The organism is Elstera cyanobacteriorum (assembly GCF_002251735.1).
Classification (GTDB): domain Bacteria; phylum Pseudomonadota; class Alphaproteobacteria; order Elsterales; family Elsteraceae; genus Elstera; species Elstera cyanobacteriorum.
The window spans coordinates 33,725-53,794 of record NZ_NOXS01000026.1 but is presented as its reverse complement, the minus strand read 5'-3'; the positions used below and the strand labels follow the sequence as shown (position 1 = coordinate 53,794).

Annotated in this window: 17 protein-coding genes; 3 read left to right on the top strand and 14 right to left on the bottom strand. The window is 62.9% G+C overall.

Going from position 1 to position 20,070, the window contains the following annotated elements:
* From rhaM to CHR90_RS03715, 6 genes are all read right to left on the bottom strand, one after another.
* The gene (rhaM, locus tag CHR90_RS03740; protein ID WP_094407641.1) at positions 1 to 315 is read right to left on the bottom strand and encodes an L-rhamnose mutarotase; all 315 of its coding nucleotides are present in this window, start codon (positions 313 to 315) and stop codon (positions 1 to 3) included.
* Positions 315 to 1,313, bottom strand: a complete 999-nt coding sequence (locus CHR90_RS03735; RefSeq protein ID WP_094407640.1) for an ABC transporter permease — start codon at positions 1,311 to 1,313, stop codon at positions 315 to 317. The genes rhaM and CHR90_RS03735 overlap by 1 nt, the downstream gene beginning before the upstream one ends.
* Complete coding sequence (locus tag CHR90_RS03730) at positions 1,310 to 2,281, bottom strand: ABC transporter permease (protein WP_094407639.1); 972 nt, start codon at positions 2,279 to 2,281, stop codon at positions 1,310 to 1,312. Before CHR90_RS03730 ends, CHR90_RS03735 begins: the two co-directional genes overlap by 4 nt.
* Before the next feature lie 2 nt (positions 2,282 to 2,283).
* Positions 2,284 to 3,792: a sugar ABC transporter ATP-binding protein gene (locus tag CHR90_RS03725; RefSeq protein WP_094407638.1), complete on the bottom strand. Its 1,509-nt coding sequence runs from the start codon at positions 3,790 to 3,792 to the stop codon at positions 2,284 to 2,286.
* A gap of 124 nt (positions 3,793 to 3,916) precedes the next feature.
* On the bottom strand, positions 3,917 to 4,918 hold the full coding sequence (gene rhaS / locus CHR90_RS03720) for a rhamnose ABC transporter substrate-binding protein (protein ID WP_229671470.1): 1,002 nt from the start codon (positions 4,916 to 4,918) through the stop codon (positions 3,917 to 3,919).
* Positions 4,919 to 4,993: 75 nt separating this feature from the next.
* On the bottom strand, positions 4,994 to 5,785 hold the full coding sequence (locus tag CHR90_RS03715) for a DeoR/GlpR family DNA-binding transcription regulator (RefSeq protein WP_094407687.1): 792 nt from the start codon (positions 5,783 to 5,785) through the stop codon (positions 4,994 to 4,996).
* A 246-nt stretch (positions 5,786 to 6,031) separates the two neighbouring features.
* Between CHR90_RS03715 and CHR90_RS03710 the strand changes: the two genes are divergently transcribed.
* Together CHR90_RS03710 and rhaI are read left to right on the top strand one after the other, a co-directional pair.
* Complete coding sequence (locus CHR90_RS03710; RefSeq protein WP_229671471.1) at positions 6,032 to 8,122, top strand: bifunctional rhamnulose-1-phosphate aldolase/short-chain dehydrogenase; 2,091 nt, start codon at positions 6,032 to 6,034, stop codon at positions 8,120 to 8,122.
* A gap of 11 nt (positions 8,123 to 8,133) precedes the next feature.
* On the top strand, positions 8,134 to 9,426 hold the full coding sequence (gene rhaI / locus CHR90_RS03705; protein WP_094407635.1) for an L-rhamnose catabolism isomerase: 1,293 nt from the start codon (positions 8,134 to 8,136) through the stop codon (positions 9,424 to 9,426).
* A gap of 65 nt (positions 9,427 to 9,491) precedes the next feature.
* Here rhaI and mmsB read toward each other — a convergent pair whose 3' ends face one another.
* Both mmsB and CHR90_RS03695 read right to left on the bottom strand, forming a co-directional pair.
* Positions 9,492 to 10,379 (bottom strand): 3-hydroxyisobutyrate dehydrogenase, encoded by an 888-nt coding sequence (gene mmsB / locus CHR90_RS03700; RefSeq protein WP_094407634.1) that lies wholly within the window; start codon positions 10,377 to 10,379, stop codon positions 9,492 to 9,494.
* Positions 10,380 to 10,395: 16 nt separating this feature from the next.
* Positions 10,396 to 11,895 carry a CoA-acylating methylmalonate-semialdehyde dehydrogenase gene (locus CHR90_RS03695; protein ID WP_094407633.1) on the bottom strand — a complete coding sequence of 500 codons (1,500 nt, stop codon included), beginning with the start codon at positions 11,893 to 11,895 and terminating at the stop codon, positions 10,396 to 10,398.
* 108 nt (positions 11,896 to 12,003) lie between these two features.
* Between CHR90_RS03695 and CHR90_RS03690 the strand changes: the two genes are divergently transcribed.
* A complete protein-coding gene (locus CHR90_RS03690; protein ID WP_094407632.1) occupies positions 12,004 to 12,900 on the top strand; it encodes a LysR family transcriptional regulator in 897 nt (298 codons plus the stop codon).
* Here the strand turns inward: CHR90_RS03690 and CHR90_RS03685 are convergent.
* From CHR90_RS03685 to xylF, 6 genes are all read right to left on the bottom strand, one after another.
* Positions 12,897 to 13,838, bottom strand: a complete 942-nt coding sequence (locus CHR90_RS03685; RefSeq protein ID WP_094407631.1) for an isoaspartyl peptidase/L-asparaginase family protein — start codon at positions 13,836 to 13,838, stop codon at positions 12,897 to 12,899. The two genes, CHR90_RS03690 and CHR90_RS03685, sit on opposite strands and share 4 nt — an antisense overlap.
* A gap of 166 nt (positions 13,839 to 14,004) precedes the next feature.
* Positions 14,005 to 15,447, bottom strand: a complete 1,443-nt coding sequence (xylB, locus tag CHR90_RS03680; RefSeq protein ID WP_094407630.1) for a xylulokinase — start codon at positions 15,445 to 15,447, stop codon at positions 14,005 to 14,007.
* A gap of 11 nt (positions 15,448 to 15,458) precedes the next feature.
* Positions 15,459 to 16,766: a xylose isomerase gene (gene xylA / locus CHR90_RS03675; protein WP_094407629.1), complete on the bottom strand. Its 1,308-nt coding sequence runs from the start codon at positions 16,764 to 16,766 to the stop codon at positions 15,459 to 15,461.
* Positions 16,767 to 16,808: 42 nt separating this feature from the next.
* Positions 16,809 to 17,570 (bottom strand): ATP-binding cassette domain-containing protein, encoded by a 762-nt coding sequence (locus tag CHR90_RS03670; RefSeq protein ID WP_094407628.1) that lies wholly within the window; start codon positions 17,568 to 17,570, stop codon positions 16,809 to 16,811.
* Positions 17,571 to 17,583: 13 nt separating this feature from the next.
* Positions 17,584 to 18,786 (bottom strand): sugar ABC transporter permease, encoded by a 1,203-nt coding sequence (locus tag CHR90_RS03665; protein ID WP_094407627.1) that lies wholly within the window; start codon positions 18,784 to 18,786, stop codon positions 17,584 to 17,586.
* 80 nt (positions 18,787 to 18,866) lie between these two features.
* Positions 18,867 to 19,913, bottom strand: coding sequence for a D-xylose ABC transporter substrate-binding protein (gene xylF / locus CHR90_RS03660; protein ID WP_094407626.1), 1,047 nt, complete (start codon positions 19,911 to 19,913; stop codon positions 18,867 to 18,869).
* Positions 19,914 to 20,070 lie beyond the last annotated feature (157 nt).

Genomic DNA, 20,070 nt, shown 5'->3' with positions numbered 1-20,070 from the left:
TTAATCCAAATGAAAAACGCAGGGCAGCGGGCGCACCACCGGGGACTGATCGGGGTTCGTCTCCATCAGATCGGCCATATAGGCCCACCAGCGCTGCATGATCGGATGCTCCGGCAGCCGGTCCATCCCATGCCCATCCGCCCGGCGTAGCACCCCGAAGAGGGTGAGGCTGTGGGGATCGAGGAAGATGCTATAATCGGCAATCCCGGCGTCTTTCAGTAGGGCGCTCAGCTCCGGCCAAATGGCATCGTGACGGCGCTGATATTCCACTTCGTTCCCCGGCTTCAACTGCATAGCGAAGGCGATCTTGTCCATCAGGCTTTCCCCTTCGGGCGCAGGCGCGCGGCAAGCTGCGGCACCGCCACCGCCACCAGCAACAAGGCGCCGATCAGCGTGCTCATGACGATGCCGGGGACGTTGAGCAGCCCCATACCGAACCCCGCCATCCCCAAGAGGAAGACCGCCAGCACGACACCGCCAATGGTTCCGGCGCCGCCCGCGATGCTGACGCCGCCCAGGATCACCATGGTGATAATCTCAAGCTCCCACCCGCTGGCGATATTCGGGCGGGTGCTGCCGATGCGGGCGGTTAAGAAGACGGCGGCCAAGCCAGCAACCAAGCCGGTGAGGGCAAATAGCACGAGCTTCGTGCGCGCCACATTCAGCCCAGAAAACCGCGCGGCAATTGGGTTGAGACCGATCGCATACAGCCGCCGTCCGATCACCGTGCCATGCAGCACCAGGGCGAAGACCGCAGCTAGCGCCAAAAAGAGCGCAAATTCCAGGCTAACGAACGGAATAACCTTCAGTGCCGCTAAATCGGTAAAGGCTTCGGGATAGGCAGTAATCGCCCGGTCACCGAGCACGACGGAGGTAATGCCGCGAAACAGCGACAGTGTGCCGATGGTGACGACGATGGACGGCAGCCCGAGGCCCGCCGCTAAGGCGCCGTTCAGCAGTCCGGCGGCAAGCCCAGTGAGAAGCCCGATGGCAACCAGCCCCGGCGTCCCCACCCCCGCTTCCGCCGCAAGGCCAATCAGTAACGAGGCAAGCGCCATGATCGAGGCGACGGAAATATCGATTTCCCGCACGATGATCAGCAGCGCCATCGGCAGGGCGATCATCGCCTTTTCGGTAAAATTGGCCGTTGCGTCGGCAAGGTTATAGGGATCGAGGAAATAGGGCGACAGCAGACTGTTTCCGGCCATCACCAGAACCAGCAGCACCGCCAGCAGCAGTTCCCATCGGCGCATCAGTCGCAGCCCCCAGGTGAAAGAAGACGGCGGTAATGGGGCGAGTTTCAAGCTGGTCATCGCGCCCCCTCCGTAGCTGTTTTGGGCCGCAGGATGATTTTGGTAGCGCGGCCCTTTTGCCGGTTGATCATCACCGCAGCCAGAATGACCGCGCCGGAAATCAGCATCTGCCAGAAGGGCGAAATCGCCATAATCGGCAGGGCATTGCCGATCATCCCCAGGAAGATCGCGCCCAGCAGGCAACCCGTGACCGTGCCAATGCCGCCCGCGATACTGACCCCGCCGATAACACAGGCGGCGATAATCTGAAGCTCAAAACCTTGCGCCGCGTCGGTAAAGGCGATGCCATACCGCCCAACCCATAGTGCACCGCACAGCCCCGCCACCGCGCCGCTGATCGCATAGACGGAAAACAGCACCCGCCCCGGCGCGATACCAACATACAGCGCCGCGCTCGGGTTGCCGCCATAGGCGTAAAGCGACCGCCCGAAGCGGCTGTAGCGCAGCCCGGCATAGGCCAGCAGGATTGCCAGAAGGGCGAACCATACCAGATGGGTCATGCCCAGAAGCCGGTCGGTCGGAAAACCCCGGAAGGCGGCAGGCATATCGTGGGAGGAGACCCAACGCCCGCCGCTCAGCAAAAACGTCGCGCCGCGATAAAGGCTCATGCTGGCGAGCGTCACCACAATGGGCGGCACCTTCAGAAAGGCGACGAAGGCGCCATTGATCGCCCCAAGAATGCCCCCAACGCCAAGGCCGAGCGCCAGCAGCAGGCCAACCGGCGCATCGGGAAAAGCCTGCCCGGTCAAAGCCGCCGCCATACCGCAGAAGGCCAACATGGCGGCAACCGACAGATCGATCCCGCGCGTCAGGATGACCAACATCTGCGCCAGTGCCATCATCGTCAACAAGGCGGTATCGGTGGCAATATCGTCCAGCGTTCCCAGGGTTAGGAATACCGGCGCGCGCCAGCCGATGAGCAAGGCGAGGCCGAGGATGACAGCGGCCAAAAGCAGATCGCGCCGCATGGCTAGGCCCCCGTCGCCGCACGCGCCAGCATCGCCGCGCCGTGGGCGGGATCGCGGGCGAACTCGTCGCGGGTAAAGCTGCCGCAGGGGCGGCCCTGCTGCATCACGATAATGCGGTCGGCCATGCCCATTACCTCCGGTAACTCGGACGACACGAGGATCACCGCCAAGCCTTCGGCAACCAGATCGCTCATGAAATCATGCACTTTTGCTTTCGATCCCACGTCGATCCCCTTGGTCGGCTCGTCGAGGATGATCACTTTCGGGGCCGTCGCCAGCCATTTACCGATGACGACTTTTTGTTGATTGCCGCCGGAGAGGGCATCGACGCGGGTATGCCAATCGGGGGCTTTCACGGCAAGACGGCGGGCGAAAGCCTCCGCCACCGCGCCTTCCTTCTTCGGCGCCAGCAACCAGCCCCCGGTAATGCGGTTCAACAGCGGCAGGGTGATGTTATCGCGGATGCTCATCGGCAAAATGGCGCCCTGGCTCTGGCGATCCTCCGGTACATAGGCGATCCCGGCGGCGATGGCATCCTTCGGGCCGTTGAGTTGAAGGCTGGTCCCGGCAAGGCGAATCGCGCCGCCACTGATAGGCGTTAGGCCGAAGAGCGCCTGCATCACCTCGCTGCGCCCGGCGCCGACCAAGCCATAGAAGCCCAGGATTTCCCCGGCACGCACGGTAAAGCTAACATCGTCGAATTCTGTGGGATGGCTTAGGCCCGCGACCTCCAGCACCGGCGCGCCAATCGGCACGCTGCGTTTGGGGAAAATCGCCCCCATCGCACGGCCCACCATCATCGCCACCAGCGCGTTGGTATCCGTCTCGGCAATCGCCCCCGCCGCCACGAAGGCGCCGTCGCGCATCACCACATAATCGTCAGCGATTTCAAAGATTTCTTCGAACTTATGGGAGATGAAGAGGATCGCGACGCCCTGGGCTTTGAGCTGCCGCACCAGCCGGTACAGGTCTTCGATTTCCCGGTGCGATAGTGCCGCCGTCGGTTCGTCCATGATCAGCACGCGGCTGTCGTGACAAAGGGCGCGGGCCATCTCCACCAGATGCTTTTGCGCGATGGAGAGATCGCCGCAGCGCGCCTGCAAGGGCAGATCCGCGCCCAACCGGTCTAGCACCGCCTGCGCTTGGGCCAGCAGGGCCTTCCAATCGATCATCCCCTTGCGCCAGCCGCGCGCGTGCAGCGGCCAATGCCCGGCGCAGATGTTTTCGGCAACGGTCAGATCGTCGAACATCACGGTTTCTTGATGGATCGCGGCAATCCCCGCCGCTTGCGATTCCTGCGGCGACGCAAAGCTGCACTCCGCCCCATCCAGGCGCAAGCTACCGGCATCCGGCCGGTAAATCCCCGTGAGGATTTTCACCAGCGTCGATTTGCCCGCGCCATTTTCGCCGATCAAGGCGGTGACCCGGCCCGGCGTTAGGCTTAGGCGCCCGTCGCGCAAAGCCGCCACGGCGCCGAAGGACTTTTTCAGCCCCTCTACGGCTAGAACCATTGGTTCCTCCCCTTGAGATAGCCAGGGGCTTTGCCCCCGGCACCCCCAGCCAAGGGATTTATCCCTTGGCAATCCCTTTTTCTTATTCCGCAGAACCCTCTCCCAGAGGGAGAGGGGTATTGCTTTAGAAATACTTTGCGTATTTCAGCACATTATCCTTATCGAAGGTGAACGGCTCCGCCATCGCGGCTTCGCCCTTCTCGTCGATGGTCAGCGTGCCCATGCGCCCAACCGGTACTTTTTCGCCCGCCTTACCGGTCAACTGCCCCTTGGTGAACTGCACGGCGGCATAGGTGGCGGTATAACCGAGATCGACCGGGTTCCAGATGGCAAAGCTCTTGGTCGCGCCGCTCTGCACATGGCCCTTCATTTCGGATGGCAGACCGAGGCCGGTCACGAAGACCTTGCCGATTAGCCCCTGATCCGCCACCGCCTTCGCGGCGGCAACAATGCCGACCGAGGTTGGGGCGATGATCGCCTTCAAATTCGGGAAGGATTTGAATAGGCCCTGCGCCTCGCGGTAGCTTTTATCGGCCTGATCGTCACCATAGACGGTGGAAACGAGTTTCAGCGAGGAAAACTCCGGCTTCGCCAGTTCCTTCTTCATTTCGGCGATCCAGATATTCTGGTTAGTCGCCTGGGCGGTCGCCGACAGAATGGCCACTTCCCCGCCCTCTTTCCCAACGGCATCGAGTGCCATCTGCACCTGCTTCTGCCCAATGAGGGAGGCGTTCGACGGGTTCAACTGCAGCAAGCGACCGCTGGCGATACCGCTATCGAAGGAGATGACTTTGATCCCCCGCTCGGCGGCGCGCTTTGCAACCGGCACCAGCGCATTCGGGTCGTTGGCCGAAATGGCGATCGCATCGACCTTCTGGGCGATCAGTGCATTCATCAGCTCGATCTGGCCTTCGGCGGTCGCCGCCGTCGGGCCGGTGTAGATCAGCTCGACGTTACCCAGCTCGTTCGCGGCTTCAAGGCCGCCTTCCTTACAGGCTTCAAAGAAACCATTACCGAGCGATTTGACCAGCATGGCCACGCGCAGCTTATCGGCGGCATCGGCGGAGTTCATCGCCATCAGCCCGACAATCACGGCAAGGCTGGCGGTTTTCAGAAATTTGGTCACGGCTTGCATCCTCCCTTGGATGGGTTTTCCTCGCCGGAGCCGTTCTTGCGCGGACTCGTTAAGGTCGAGGGTCGGTTAGGCCGCTGAGCGGTTTTGCCAGCGGGGAACGGTCATCACCTCCACCCCCGCATCGCGCAGCAGCGCGGCGGCGGTATCGCTGATGCCATCGTCGGTCACAACGATGTCGATGCGGGACAGCGGGCAGAGAATGAGACTGCCCCGCCCCTGGAATTTGCTGCTATCGACCAGCACCACCAGTTTTTCGGCCTGATCGATCAGCTTCTGTTCGGCGCGGATCAGCAGCGGGTCCGACTGCATCAGCCCGTGCTGGGTTAGCGCCTGCGCCCCCATGAAGAGTTTTGACGCAAAGAACCGATGCGTCAGATCATTATCGAAAGGGCTCAGGATCAACTGCTGCTCGCGGAAAATCTCGCCGCCCGGCAGGGTCACGCGGTTCTCACCGTGGCGCATCAGGAAATCGGCGATGGGGATGCTATTGGTCAGCACCTCCACCTTGGTTTGCACCAGAAACTCGGTCATCGCGAAGGTGGTCGTGCCGCCGTCGATGATGATCGAATCGCGCTCCCCGCACAATTCCACGGCCTTTCGGGCAATGGCGCGCTTGGTTTCGCGGTTTAAGGTGGCGTTATAGTCGAAGGGCGGTTCGGTCAACTGGGTCGGCCGACCACCCAAAGCCTGCGCCCCGCCGCGCACCCGGCGCAATAGGCCTGCCGCTTCCATATCCTGCAAATCGCGCCGAACGGTAGCGCGGGAGGCATCGAGCCGGGTCATCAACTCTTGAATCCCGATGGTTCCCTGCTTTTGCAGCAAGGCAGCGATCAGCCCGTGACGTTCGTGTTGATGCATGGAAATGGCCCCTTCGGCGGGTGTGACAAAACGGATAAATCCTAAAAGCATCACCCGTCAATGGTAATTGTTCATTTTGCATCGCATAAACGTCATATTGCGTCGCACAGACAATCTTTTGCGACGCAAAATTATCTATTCCGATTGACAGGCGGCTAAAAATAACCGCCTTATGCCGATGAAACGGGGACAAGACCCGATTCCTATCCCCAAATGACGCATTTTGAACAATTCTGGAGCCGGACCGTGACCGCGACTTCAACCCTCCCGTCCCTTTGGGATGCCGCCCATGCCGCCACGCTTTCCGCGCCGGAACTACTGCTCTATCGCTCCAACCTCCTCGGCTCCGATCTGCGTGTCACCAATTACGGCGGCGGCAATACCTCAGCCAAACTGACGCATTCTGACCCATTGACCGGTCAAGACGTCACGGTCCTATGGGTTAAAGGCTCGGGCGGCGATCTGGGCAGCATGGCGCTCGATGGGTTCTCGACGCTCTATCTCGATAAGCTTCAGCAGTTGAAGGGGCTCTATCGCGGGCTTGAGCATGAAGATGAGATGGTCGGCTATTTGCCCCATTGCACCTTTAACCTGAACCCGCGCGCCGCCAGTATCGATACGCCGCTGCACGCCTATATCCCCTACGCGCACGTCGATCACATGCATCCGGACGCGGTTATCGCCATTGCCGCCGCCGCCCGCAGCCAAGAATTGACGGCGGAGATTTTCGGCGGGGAAATCGGTTGGCTGCCCTGGCAGCGCCCGGGGTTTGACCTGGGGCTGAAGCTGGAAGCCGTGGCCCGATCCAACCCCAAGCTGCGCGGCATTATGCTGGGCGGCCACGGCGTCTTTACGTGGGGCGATACCGCCCAAGACTGCTACGAAACCACTCTGCGCATTATCAACCGCGCCGATGAATGGCTGCGCGCCACAGTCACTGGCCCGGCTTTCGGCGGCCCGGCCTGCGCCCCGCTCGCCGAAAGCGAACGCCGCACCATTGCAGCGGCGCTGATGCCCGCCCTGCGCGGCAAAATTTCGGCAACACAGCCGAAGGTCGGCCATTTCAACGATAGCCCGGAAGTGCTGGAATTCGTCTGCGCCAAGGATAGGGATGCGCTGGCCGCCCTCGGCACCTCCTGTCCCGACCATTTCCTGCGCACCAAAATCCGCCCGCTGGTGGTGCCGTTCGACCCGCAGCAGCCCGATTTGCCCGCGACGCTCGCGGCGCTGGACGATGCCGTTGCCGCCTACCGCGCCGATTATGCGGCGTACTACGAGCGCTGCCGCCGCCCGAATAGCCCGAAGATGCGCGACCCCAATGCCGTAGTCTATCTGGTCCCCGGCGTCGGCATGATCACGTTCGCCGCCGATAAGGCCACCGCGCGGATTGCGGGCGAGTTTTATGTCAATGCCATCAACGTTATGCGCGGTGCCAATGGGGCGGACCGCTACGTTGGTCTCGATGAACAAGAAGCCTTCGACATTGAATATTGGCTGCTCGAAGAAGCCAAGCTGCAGCGCATGCCGAAGCCGAAAAGCCTCGCTGGGCAGATTGCCTTCGTCACCGGTGGCGCGGGCGGCATCGGGCGGGCCACGGTTGAATCGCTGCTGGGCGATGGCGCTGCCGTGGTGCTGGCCGATATCGACGCCGATAGTCTCAACGCCACCGTGCAGGATTTCGCCAAGCGCTTCGGCAAGGACCGGGTGACGGGCGTGCGGGTGGATGTCACCGACGAAGCCTCCGTCACCGCCGGGTTCGAAGCTGCCGCGCTGGCCTTTGGTGGGGTCGATCTCCTGGTCTCCAACGCCGGGATCGCCTCCGCCGCGCCGGTGGAGGAAACCTCGCTCGATCTCTGGAACCGCAATATCTCCGTCCTCACGACCGGCTATTTCCTGGTCGGGCGGGAGGCCTTTAAGGTGATGAAAACCCAGGGCACCGGCGGGTCCATCGTCTTCATCGGCTCCAAGAACGCCCTCGCCGCCTCCCCCAATGCCTCGGCCTATTGCACCGCTAAGGCCGCCGAACTGCACCTCGCGCGCTGTTTGGCGCTCGAAGGCGCGCCGCTCGGCATTCGCGTTAATAGCGTCAACCCCGATGCAGTCCTGCGCGGCTCGAAAATCTGGAGCGGCTCCTGGCTGCAAGAGCGGGCGGAGGCCTATAATCTCTCCACCGACGCGCTGGAAGATCATTACCGGCAGCGCAGCTTGCTCAAACGGTCGGTCTATCCAGAAGATATTGCCGCCGCCGTACTGTTCTTCTGCACCGGCGCTTCGGCGAAATCGACCGGGAATATTCTGAATGTCGATGCGGGCAACGCCGCCGCATTTACCCGCTGAGGAGAGGCAAGATGAGCTTTCGGATTTCCGCCGACGCCATCGGCAGTGACAACGCCCGCCGCGCCGCGTTTTTGGAGGACGATTACGCCGCACTGAAGCGCCAGGTCGCCCGGCGCGGCATCGACCTCGATACCATCGCCGATCAGGTGGCGGCCTTTGGCGTCGCCCTGCCAAGCTGGGGGGTTGGCACCGGCGGCACCCGCTTCGCCCGCTTTGCCGGGCTGGGGGAGCCACGCGGGCTGGACGATAAGCTGGAAGATTGCGCCACCATCCAGCAACTCACCCGCGCCACCCCGACTGTTTCGCTGCATTTCCCCTGGGACAAACCCAGCGATGCTGCCGCGCTGAAAGCCCAGGCGGCAGACTTGGGCCTGGGGTTCGATGCCGTAAACTCCAACACCTTCCAGGACCAGCCCGGCCAACCGGTTTCCTATAAATTCGGCTCGCTCAGCCACCCCGACAAGGCCGTGCGCGACCTTGCCGTCGCCCATAACATCGACTGTATCCGCTTAGGCCAGACGCTCGGTGCCCCCGCGCTCACCGTCTGGGTGGGCGATGGCGCCAATTTCCCCGGCCAGCAGAATTTCACCGCCGCTTTCGACCGCTACCTCGACAGTATGGCGCAAATTTACGCCGCCCTACCCGCCGATTGGTCGGTGTTCATTGAACATAAGCTCTTCGAACCCGCCTTCTACGCCACCGTGATCGCCGATTGGGGTAGCAGCTATCTGGCCGCAACCGAACTGGGGCCGCAGGCGAAATGCCTCGTCGATCTCGGCCATCATGCGCCGAATACCAATATCGAAATGATCGTCGCCCGCCTTGTGCGCTTCGGCAAGCTTGCGGGTTTCCATTTCAACGACAGCAAATACGGCGACGATGATCTCGACAGCGGCTCGATCAACCCCTTCCAACTATTCCTGATCTTCAACGAACTGGTCGATGCCGCCCAGCGTGGCGCGCCCGGTTTTGCGCCCGCCTATATGCTCGACCAGTCGCACAATGTGACCGACCCCATCGAAAGCCTGATGAGCAGCGCGATGGAAGTGCAGCGCCGCTACGCCCAGGCCCTCTTGATCGACCGCGCCGCGCTGACCGACGCGCAAACCGCCTGCGATGCTTTGGGCGCACATACGCTGCTGAAGCAGGCGTTCAATACCGATGTTTCGCCGCTGCTGGCCGAGGTCCGCCGCCGCGCGGGCGGGGCCATCGACCCCATCGCCGTCTACCGCGCCAGCGGCTACCGGGCGGAAAAAGCCAAAGAACGCCCACCGCGCGGCGGGGCGTCGGCGGGGATCGTGTAAAAAAAGAAGCGCAGGGGCTGCCTGCGCTTCAAGTTCTTGGGAACAGAAAGAAACAGCCTAGAGCCTTAGGCTGTCGCTCCGGCACGCAAGCGATTGATGATGCCGGAGAAGTCGACGCCGCCCTGCTCGGCGGCCACCATCGCCTCGTAGAGCTTGGTTGCTGCGGCCCCCAAGGGGGTGGCGGCACCGGCGCTAGCGGCGGCGTCTTGCGAGAGGGCGAGGTCTTTCAGCATCAGCGCGGCGGCAAAGCCGGGCTGATAGTCGCGGTTGGCCGGGCTGGTCGGCACCGGGCCGGGCACCGGGCAATAGGTGGTCAAGGACCAGCATTGGCCGGAGGAGGTGGAGGCGACGTCGAACAGAGCCTGATGGGACAGGCCGAGTTTTTCTGCCAGGACAAAGGCTTCGCTGACGGCGATCATGGAAATGCCCAGGATCATATTATTGCAGATCTTGGCGGCCTGCCCGGCGCCCGCGTCGCCACAATGGACGATTTTCTTACCCATCGCCGCCAGGATCGGTTCGGCCCGGGCGAAGGCCGCCGCGCTGCCGCCGACCATGAACGTCAGCGTTCCCGCCGCCGCCCCGCCAACCCCGCCCGAGACGGGGGCATCGAGAGCGACCGCGCCTTTATCCGCCGCAAGCGCATGGGCTTTGCGGGCCGAGTCCACGTCAATCGTCGAACTGTCGATCAGCAGCGTTCCCGGGACCACCGCCGGAAGGATAGCCTCGTAGACGCTCAGCACATGCTTCCCGCTCGGTAGCATGGTGATGACAATATCGGCGCCCCCCACCGCGTCGCCCGGCGTGGCGGCAATCGCCACCCCCGCCGCCTTTGCGTCCTCCAATACTGCCGGAACCAGATCGAAGCCGGTCACGCTATGCCCGGCCTTCACCAGATTGGCCGCCATCGGCCCGCCCATATTGCCAAGACCGATGAATGCGATCTGTGTCATGGTTTTATGCCTCCCCTTAGCTCATCGTCGGAATGACGAAGCTGGCGCCGTCCTTAATACCCGTCGGCCAGCGGGAGGTAACCGTTTTGGTTTTGGTATAGAAGCGCACCGCGTCCGGCCCATGCTGGTTAAGGTCGCCGAAGCCCGACCGCTTCCAGCCGCCAAACGTATAATAGGCCAGCGGCACGGGGATCGGCACATTGACCCCGATCATGCCGACATCGACGCGGGCGGCGAAATCGCGCGCCGCCCCGCCGTCGCGGGTGAAAATGGCAACGCCGTTACCGTATTCGTGATCGTTCGGCAGGGCGAGCGCTTCCTCATACGTATCAGCGCGGACAACCGACAGGACCGGACCGAAGATTTCTTCCTTATAAATCCGCATCTGCGGCGTCACATGGTCGAACAGGCAGCCGCCCATGTAATAGCCGTTCTCGTAGCCTTGCATTTTGAAACCCCGGCCATCGACGCGCAGATTGGCGCCTTCGGAAACCCCGAGATCGACGTAGGATTTCACCTTGGCGAGATGCTCCGCCGTGACCAACGGGCCAAAATCCGCCCCCAGATCGGTCGACGGGCCGATTTTCAGCGCTTCGACGCGCGGCACCAGGCGGTCCATCAGCGCTTCCGCCGTGGTCTTGCCAACGGGAACAACCACGGAAATCGCCATGCAGCGTTCGCCCGCCGCGCCGAACCCGGCGCCGATCAGCGCATCGGTCGCCTGATCGAGATCGGCATCGGGCATGATCAGCGCATGGTTCTTGGCGCCGCCGAAGCATTGCACTCGCTTGCCCGCCGCCGTGCCGCGCGTATAGACATATTCGGCAATCGGGGTGGAGCCGACGAAGCCGACCGCTTTGATGTCGCGGTGATCGAGAATGGCATCGACCGCCACCTTATCGCCGTGGACGACGTTGAGAATACCCTCCGGCAGCCCTGCTTCCAGCATCAGTTCTGCGAGGCGCACGGGCACGGAGGGGGCGCGTTCGGACGGTTTTAGAATAAAGGCATTGCCGCAGGCAATCGCCGGGCCGAATTTCCACATCGGGATCATCGCTGGAAAGTTGAACGGCGTAATGCCCGCAACGACGCCGAGCGGCTGGCGCATCGAATAAATATCGATCCCCGGCCCGGCGCTGTCGGTAAACTCGCCCTTCTGCAAATGCGGAATACCACAGCAGAATTCGATGACCTCCAGCCCGCGCTGAATATCGCCCTTGGCATCAACGATGGTTTTGCCGTGCTCCAGCGCCAGCAGCAGGGCCAGTTCGTCGTACTCTTGCTGCACGAGATCAAGGAAGCGCATCATCACGCGGGCGCGCTTCTGCGGGTTCTGCACGGCCCAGGCGCGCTGTGCGGCCTTGGCGTTCTCGACGGCGGTCGCTACTTCTTCCACACTCGCCAGCGGAACCTTGCTGCGCAGGGTGCCGGTCATCGGCTCGAAGGCGTCGGCGAAGCGGCCTGACGTGCCCGTAACCTTTTTCCCGCCGATGAGATGGTATAATTCTGTCGCCATGATGGCTTCCCCCAAATTTTTATTGCGCCTATGGGAGCGTAATCCCCCTCTGGAAGCGACGGGCAATTCCGCGCATCCTTTGTGCGGGTTTTCGCGCAAGGGGATGGAATGAGCGGCTTTAACTGGAACGACCTGCGCTATTTTTTGGATGTGGCCCGCACCGGCAAGCTGGTGGTTTCGGCCAAACGCTTGCGCGCCGACCATACCACCGTGAGCCGCCGCATCGCCGCGCTGGAAGAAGCCTTGAATGTCACTCTGTTCGACCGCCGCCCGGATGGGTTCACCCTAACGGCGGAGGGCGAACGGCTGCGCAGCGTGGCGGAGGAAATGGAACGCGCCGCGATTGCCGCGCAAGGCCTCGTCGGCGATGCCGACCGCGCCATGAGCGGTACAGTCCGCATCGGCGCGCCCGATGGCTTCGGCAGCCTGTTCCTCGCCGCCCATATCGGCCGGCTCTGCGACCGCCACCCCGATCTTGAAGTGCAACTGGTGGCGACGCCGCGCGTCTTTAGCCTCTCCAAGCGCGAAGCCGATATCGCCGTCAGCTTATCCCGCCCCACCGAAGGGCGGCTGGTCGTGCGCAAGCTGACCGATTATCACCTGCGCCTCTACGCCGCCGCCGACTATCTCGCCGCGCAAGCGCCGATCCGCACGCGCGCCGATCTGCCCGGCCACCGTTTCATCGGCTATATCGATGATCTGATTTTCACGCCGGAACTCGATTATATCGCCGCGCTCGGCGATATCACCCCCCGGCTGAAAAGCAGCAATTTGATCGCCCAGTTAAAGGCGACCCAAGCGGGCGCGGGCCTGTGCATTCTGCCGCGCTTCATTGCCGACCGCGACCCCGGCCTTGTGCCGGTGCTCGGCAAAGACATTACCGTCACCCGCAGCTTTTGGCTGATCGTTCACGAAGACCTGCGCGCCCTCGCCCGCGTCGCCGCCACCGCCGACTTCATTGCGGAGACGGTGGCGCGGCGCCAGGGGGAGTTTCTGCCGGATTAGCCTTCGACGGCGACCAGCTCTTCCCGGTAAATCCCGGTCCAAGCGACGCCGCCCGCGCCGATCATGCCGCGATACATGCCTTCGGAGTTAAAGGGCAGCGCGACGGAACCATCGGTGCCAACGGCGATCAGCCCGCCCGAGTCCGGCGGCAGATCGTGCAGGGTGACATGCTCCGCCGCGACCAACAGGCTCTCGCTACGGTGACGCATGCGGGACGCGATTTCATGGGCGGCGGCCCAGCGGATGAAGAGTTCGCCGTGGCCGGTTGCCGAAACGGCGCAGGTTTCATTGTCGGCGAAGGTGCCCGCGCCGATCACGGGGCTGTCGCCGACCCGGCCCGCGAGTTTCGCGGTCATGCCGCCGGTCGACGTCGCCGCAGCGAGATTGCCCTGGGCATCGCGCGCCACCGCACCGACCGTGCCATGCTTGCGGCTGGCATCGCCATCGTCGCGGCCTTGCAGCGCCAACGTGCTTTGCAGGGCATCCCAGCGCTCCTGGGTGAAGAAATAATCGCGGTCGCCGAAATCGAGGCCCGCATCCCGCGCAATTTTCAAGGCCCCCGCGCCGATCATCAGCACATGGGGCGTGCGGTCCATCACCGCCCGGGCCGCGAGGATCGGGTTTTTCGGGCCGAAGAGACCGGCCACCGCCCCGGCGCTGCGGTCGCGCCCGTCCATAATCGCCGCGTCCATTTCCTGGGTGCCGTCGCGCGTATAGACCGCGCCGCGCCCGGCGTTGAACAGGGGATCGTCTTCGAGCGCGCAGACCGCCGCCGTTACGGCATCCAGCGCCGCCCCGCCGTTTTCCAGCACGGCATAGCCCGCGCGCAACGCACGGGCAAGACCGGCGTGGTAGGCGGCTTCCTTCGCCGGGGTCATCATCGCGCTGGGGATGGTTCCGGCGCCACCATGCAGGGCCAGAGTAAACGGAACGGACATCGGAACCCCCTCGTGTAACGGCAATGCCTGCTTATAACCGAAAACCCATCACCCTGCCCTCTCTCAAAGGGAGAGGGTTCTTGGCGCGCGGCGATAGTTATAGAGAGGCTCTCGCAAAACCCCTCTCCTTTTGGGAGAGGGTGGCACCGAAGGTGCCGGGTGAGGGCTAGCCGCGATAGGCGGCGCGATAGGCCTGATACTGGATGCTATAGGCGTCCCGCCATAGCGGGTTCGGGTCGATGACATGATCGACCGCCGGGGGACGACACACCGCCGCCGGGTCTTCCCCGGTTGCCGCCAGCCGCGCTAGCCGCGCCGCGCCGAAGGCCGGGCCAAAGTCGGCGCCCTTAGGGTAGGTCAGCGGCAGATCGAGGATCGAGGCGAGGATTTCCCCCCACAGTCGCGACCGCGCGCCGCCGCCGATAACAGAGAGGCTGTCAACCGCCGTTCCCGCCGCTCGCAGCGCCGCCAATCCATCGGCAAAGGCGAAGCCTACGCCTTCCAACACGGCGCGCCCCAGGTCGCTGCGGCGGGTTTCATGGGTGAGATTGGCAAACAGCCCGGTCGCGTGCGGGTTATTATGCGGGGTGCGCTCCCCCGAAAGATAGGGCAGGAACAGCTCCCGCCCCGGCCCGTGGGTTTCCGCCGCAATCTCTGCGATCAGCGCCGCCTCACTCGCCGCGCCGGTCACGCGCGCCACCCACGTCAGGGACGCCGCCGCACTCAGCATCACCGCCATCTGATGCCAGCGCCCCGGCACCGCGTGGCAGAAACTATGCACCGCCTGGGCGGGATTGGGGGCAAACCCTTCCGTCGCCGTGAACAGCACGCCGGAGGTGCCGAGAGAGATGAAGCCATTCCCCGGCGCAATGCAGCCGATCCCGACCGCCCCGGCGGCATTATCCCCCGCCCCGCCCGCCACCGGAATCCCGGCAGGAAGACCAAAGGCAGCCGCGATATCGGGCAACAGCAGCCCCCCGACCGCCGAGCCTTCGACCAGCGTCGGCATCGCTGCCCGAGTTAAGCCGGTGGCCGCGAGCATCGCGTCCGACCAATCGCGGGCGGCCACATCAAGCCACAGGGTTCCGGCACTATCGGAAAGGTCGGAGATCGCCGCCCCCGTCAAGCGCAGGCGCAGATAGTCCTTCGGTAGCAGCACGCGCGCGACCTGGGCGAAGATTTCCGGCTCGTGCTTTTTCACCCACAGAAGCTTTGGCGCGGTGAAGCCGGGCATGGCGAGATTGCCGGTGATCTGGCGCGACTGCGGCACCAAGGCTTCCAGTTCCGCACATTCCGCGCCGCTGCGCCCATCGTTCCACAGAATCGCGGGGCGCAGCACGCGGTCGTCTTTATCGAGCAGCACCGCACCGTGCATTTGGCCCGAAAGACCGATGCCGCGCACCGATGCCAGCGCTTGGGGATGATCGCGCCGCAGGGCCGCCAAGGCGGTTTCCAGCGCCGCCCACCAATCGGCAGGGTTTTGCTCCGACCATAAGGGTTGCGGGCGCTGCACGGTCAGCGCTGCGCTGGCTTCGGCGCGGATAGTATCCGCATCGTCCACCAGCAGCAGTTTGACGCCGGAGGTGCCGAGATCGATCCCCAAATACACAGGCAAGGCTCCTAAATGAAGCGCTGGACGAGGTTTTCCAGCATTTCCTGACGGCCGGAAACCGGGTGCGGCACCGGGGCGGCGACGGCCTGATCGGCAATCTCCACCAACGAGAGTTTGCCCGCCAGAATATCCGCACCCGGACCGCTCTTCCATCCGGCATAGCGGTTGGCGACGAAGCCGGGCAACTGCCCATCGGCCAGCAGCGCTTCGGCATTCAACAGGGCGCGGGCCAGCAGGTCCAACCCGCCGACGTGACCGTGCAGCATATCGACGGCATCGATCGACTGGCGGCGCACCTTCGCGTCGAAATTAAAGCCGCCGGTGTCCAGCCCGCCCGCGTGCAGCAGGCGATACAGGACCAGGGTGGTTTCTTGAATATCATTCTGGAACTGGTCGGTATCCCAGCCGTTCTGCGGGTCGCCGCGATTAAGATCGACGCTGCCGAGCAGCCCATAACCGAGCGCGTAGGCGACCTCATGCTCGAAACTATGGCCCGCCAGGGTGGCGTGATTGACTTCCAGGTTCAGCTTCACTTCGCCCAGCAGACCGTATTTGGCCAATAAGGCGTGCACGGTGGCGGCGTCGAAGTCGTATTGATGCTTCGTCGGCTCGCAGGGTTTCGGTTCGATCAGGATCGTGCCCTTGAAGCCGATCTTATGCTTATGCTCGACCACCAAATTTAAGAACCGGCCCAATTGGTCGAGTTCCTGACGCATATCTGTATTCAGCAGCGTGTCATAGCCCTCGCGCCCGCCCCACAGCACATAGTTCTTGCCGCCCAGGCGATGGGTTACTTCCAGCATATTGCGCACCTGGCCCGCCGCATAGGCGAAGATCGCCGGATCGGGATTGGTCGCGCCGCCCGCCTGATAGCGCGGATGCGAAAAGAGGTTCGCCGTGCCCCACAGCAGCTTCACGCCGGTCTGCTGCATTTTCTGGGCAAAATAATCGGCAATCGCATCGAGGTTACTGCGCGCTTCGGTGAGGTTATTCCCGAGGGAGACCGCATCGACATCGTGAAACGCGAAATAGGGAATGGTCAGCTTTTGGAAAAAGTCAAAAGCATCATCCGCCTTGGCTTTTGCCGCGTCCAACCCATCGCCCAGGGTCAGCCACGGGCGGGTGAAGGTACCGGGGCCGAACACATCGCTGCCCGGCCAACAGAAGCTATGCCAATAGCACACCGCCGGGCGCAGATGCTCCACCATCGGCTTGCCCAGCACCAGCCGGTCCGGCTGATAATAGCGGAAAGCCAACGGGTTGCGGCTCTCCGGCCCCTCGTAGCGGACGGTGGGAAGATCGCTGAAGTACCCCATAATCGCTCCTTCGCCCGACTCCGGGCGTCTTCTTTAATTGTATCAGAGGGTTGCCGTGGCCTTATCCGGCATTTTTCCGCCAATGATCATGCCCAGCACATCATCGTGGCTGACGTCCTTCGTGTGGCAATGGCCGACGACGCGGCCGCCCTTCATCACCGTCAGCCGGTCGGCCAGTTCGAAAACATCGTGCAGATCGTGGCTGATGAGGAAAATCCCCAGGCCCTGGCGCTTCAATTCCTGGATCACCGCCGCCACCATCGCCGTTTCCTGCGGCCCCAAGGCGGCGCAGGGTTCGTCCATAATCAAGATTTGCGCCTTGAAGTGGATGGCGCGGGCAATGGCAATCGATTGGCGCTGCCCGCCCGATAGGCTGGACACCGGCGCGCGGACGGATTTGAGATCGACGACCTTCAGCTTCGACAGAACCTCGCGCGTCGCATGTTCCATCGCCGCATCGTCGAGCCGCCCAAAGGGGGTCACAATCTCCCGCCCCAGGAAGACATTCGCCACCGCATCAAGATTATCGGCCAGCGCGAGCGTTTGATAGATCGTCTCGATCCCAGCGGCGCGGGCGTCGCGCGGGCTGCTGATCGTGACCGGCTGACCATCGACCAAAATCTCGCCGCCATCCGCCTCATAGGCGCCGGACAGGATTTTGATCAGCGTCGATTTCCCGGCGCCATTATGGCCTAACAGGCCAACAACCTCGCCCCGGTGCAGCGTGACCGACACATCATCAAGCGCCACGACACCACCGAAGTGCTTGTGAATATGGCGCATTTCAATCAAAGGGGTGCGCATTGCACGTCTCCCGTCAGGCAACGCGGCGGCGGTAGACCACATCGGCCCATACCGCCAAGATCAGCACAAGGCCGATGACGACCTGTTGCAAAGCGCTGGGCAGCCCCAGCAGCACCATGCCGTTTTCAAGGCTTTGCATGATCACCGCCCCCAGGATCGCCCCGGCAATCGACCCGGCGCCGCCCGCAAGGCTGGTCCCGCCGATCACCACGGCGGCAATCACCGACAGTTCGGCCAAGGTACCGGTGGAATTCACCCCGGCATTGAGCCGCGCCGTCGCCAAAATCCCGGCGACCGCCGCAAGAATGCCCATGATGATGAAGATCGTCAGTACGAGCTTACGCACATCGATCCCGGCGAGGCGCGCCGCTTCCGGGTTGCCGCCATAGGCAAACACATACCGGCCGAAGCGCGTGGTGCGGGCGATGGTTTCCATCACCAAAATCGTGCCAATCAGCAGCAGTACAGGGATGGGAATCCCCTGCGCAATATTGGTGCCGGGCCGATTGTAGGAATTCATCGTCAGCACAAAACCGGCGATGGCGGCGATCCACAGCCCGCCGGTCAACAGGTCGCCCCACAGCGGCTTTTCGGCAAACCCATAGGTCTTGCGACGGCGCCGGGCGCGGAACAACTGATAGACGACGGCGGCAATCGCCAACAGCCCGAGAACCCAACTCCAGGTCGCGCCGATGCTGCCGCGCAGACCGCCGCCGAGAAGCTGGAAGCTCTCTTCCATCGGCGCGACGGTACGGCCTTCCGTCACCATCCAGGCAACGCCGCGAAACACCAGCAACCCGGCCAGCGTGACAATGAAGGACGGAACTTGGCGGTAAGCGACCCAGAAGCCCTGAAATGCCCCGATGATGATGCCGAAAATCACAGCGGCCAGAATGGTCAGCGGCGTATTCCACCATACATCCGGCGGCAAAATCTGCACTTGCACCACCGCCGCGCCCATGCCGATGGCCCCGAGAACCGAGCCGACCGACAGATCGATATTGCGCGTCACGATGACCAGCACCATGCCGGTGGCGAGAATCCCCACCATCGAGCTTTGGACCGCCAGGTTCCACAGATTACGCGGGGAAAGAAAGGCGCCGCCGCTAAGCGTATTGAACACCAGCGCAATCAGCACCAGGGCACCGGCCATCGCCAGCAGGCGCGTGTCCAGCCCCGTCGCCGCCGCAAGGCGCCGGAGAGAAAAAGACTGCATTCGGAAAAACTCCCCCGCAGCGGGGTCGAAAAGCTCCCCCGGGATGCAAACCGCCCCGGGGGAGAAGGCCAGGAGAAAGGTTACTTGCAGGCTGCCGGCGGATTATTGGTCGCGCCGCGGCACACTTGTTCCTTCGTGCTCCAGCCCGCGGCAATCACCACGTCGAGATTATCGCGGGTGACGGGTACCGGCTTCAGCAGAATAGTATCGAGCGAGACCTTGTTCGGCCCGTCGCCCCATTTGAACGAGCCGGGGATTTTGTCCATCGCCGTGCCTTTGGCGAGTTCGGCGGCCACTTCGGCGGCCTTTTGGCCGAGGGTGCGGGCGTCCTTCCAGATCGTCACGGTCTGAAGACCACGCGCGATGCGGTTCAGCGCCGCCTGATCGGCATCCTGGCCGGAGATGGGAATACCGGACAGGCCCTGGGCGGTCATCGCCGCCACCGCGCCGCCCGCCGTACCATCATTGGCGGCAACGACGGCATCGACCTTATTGTTATTGGCGGTCAGGATCTGCTCCATATTCTTCTGGGCATTTTCCGGCAGCCAACGATCCGTATATTGCTCGCCAACGATTTTAATATCGCCCTTGTCGATAGCGGGCTTCAGCACTTCCTTCGACCCCATCGCCAGGAAATCGGCGTTCGGATCGGCATTATAGCCTTTAATGAACACGTAATTGCCGGTCGGCTTAGCCTTCTGAATTTCGCGCGCCATCATCCGCCCCACTTCGATATTGTCGAAGGTCAGGTAGAAGACGCCGGGGACTTCGATCAGCCGGTCATAGCCGAGGACCGGGATTTTTTCGGCTTTGGCTTTGGCGACGGCGGGCTGAATAGCCTGGGCATCCTGCGCCAGCACGATCAAGGCCTTAGCGCCGCGCGCGATTAGGCTTTCCACATCGGCCAACTGCTTTTGCGGGTTCGACTGGGCATCGGCGCTAATGTATTCGGCGCCGACAGCAGCAAGCTGCTTCTTGATCGCGGCTTCGTCGATTTTCCAACGTTCTTCCTGGAAATTCGACCAGGACACACCGACGACCAGCTTCGATTGGGCCTGCGCCCCGGTAGCCAGGGCCAGCAGCGATGCGCCAGCGGCGAGACCCAAGGCGAGTGTCTTTAGGCTCATGTGTCGTTTCCTCCTGTTTGCGCTCTGCGGCGCTTTTGGTCCGGGCAGGCTTGCCCGACGGCATCCGCGCCGTTTGGCGTTAATTATTTTGGATGCTGAAAAAAATCGTAAAACGGCTTCGAGGTGATTGCAAGCCGGTTTATTTTAACGATCGAAA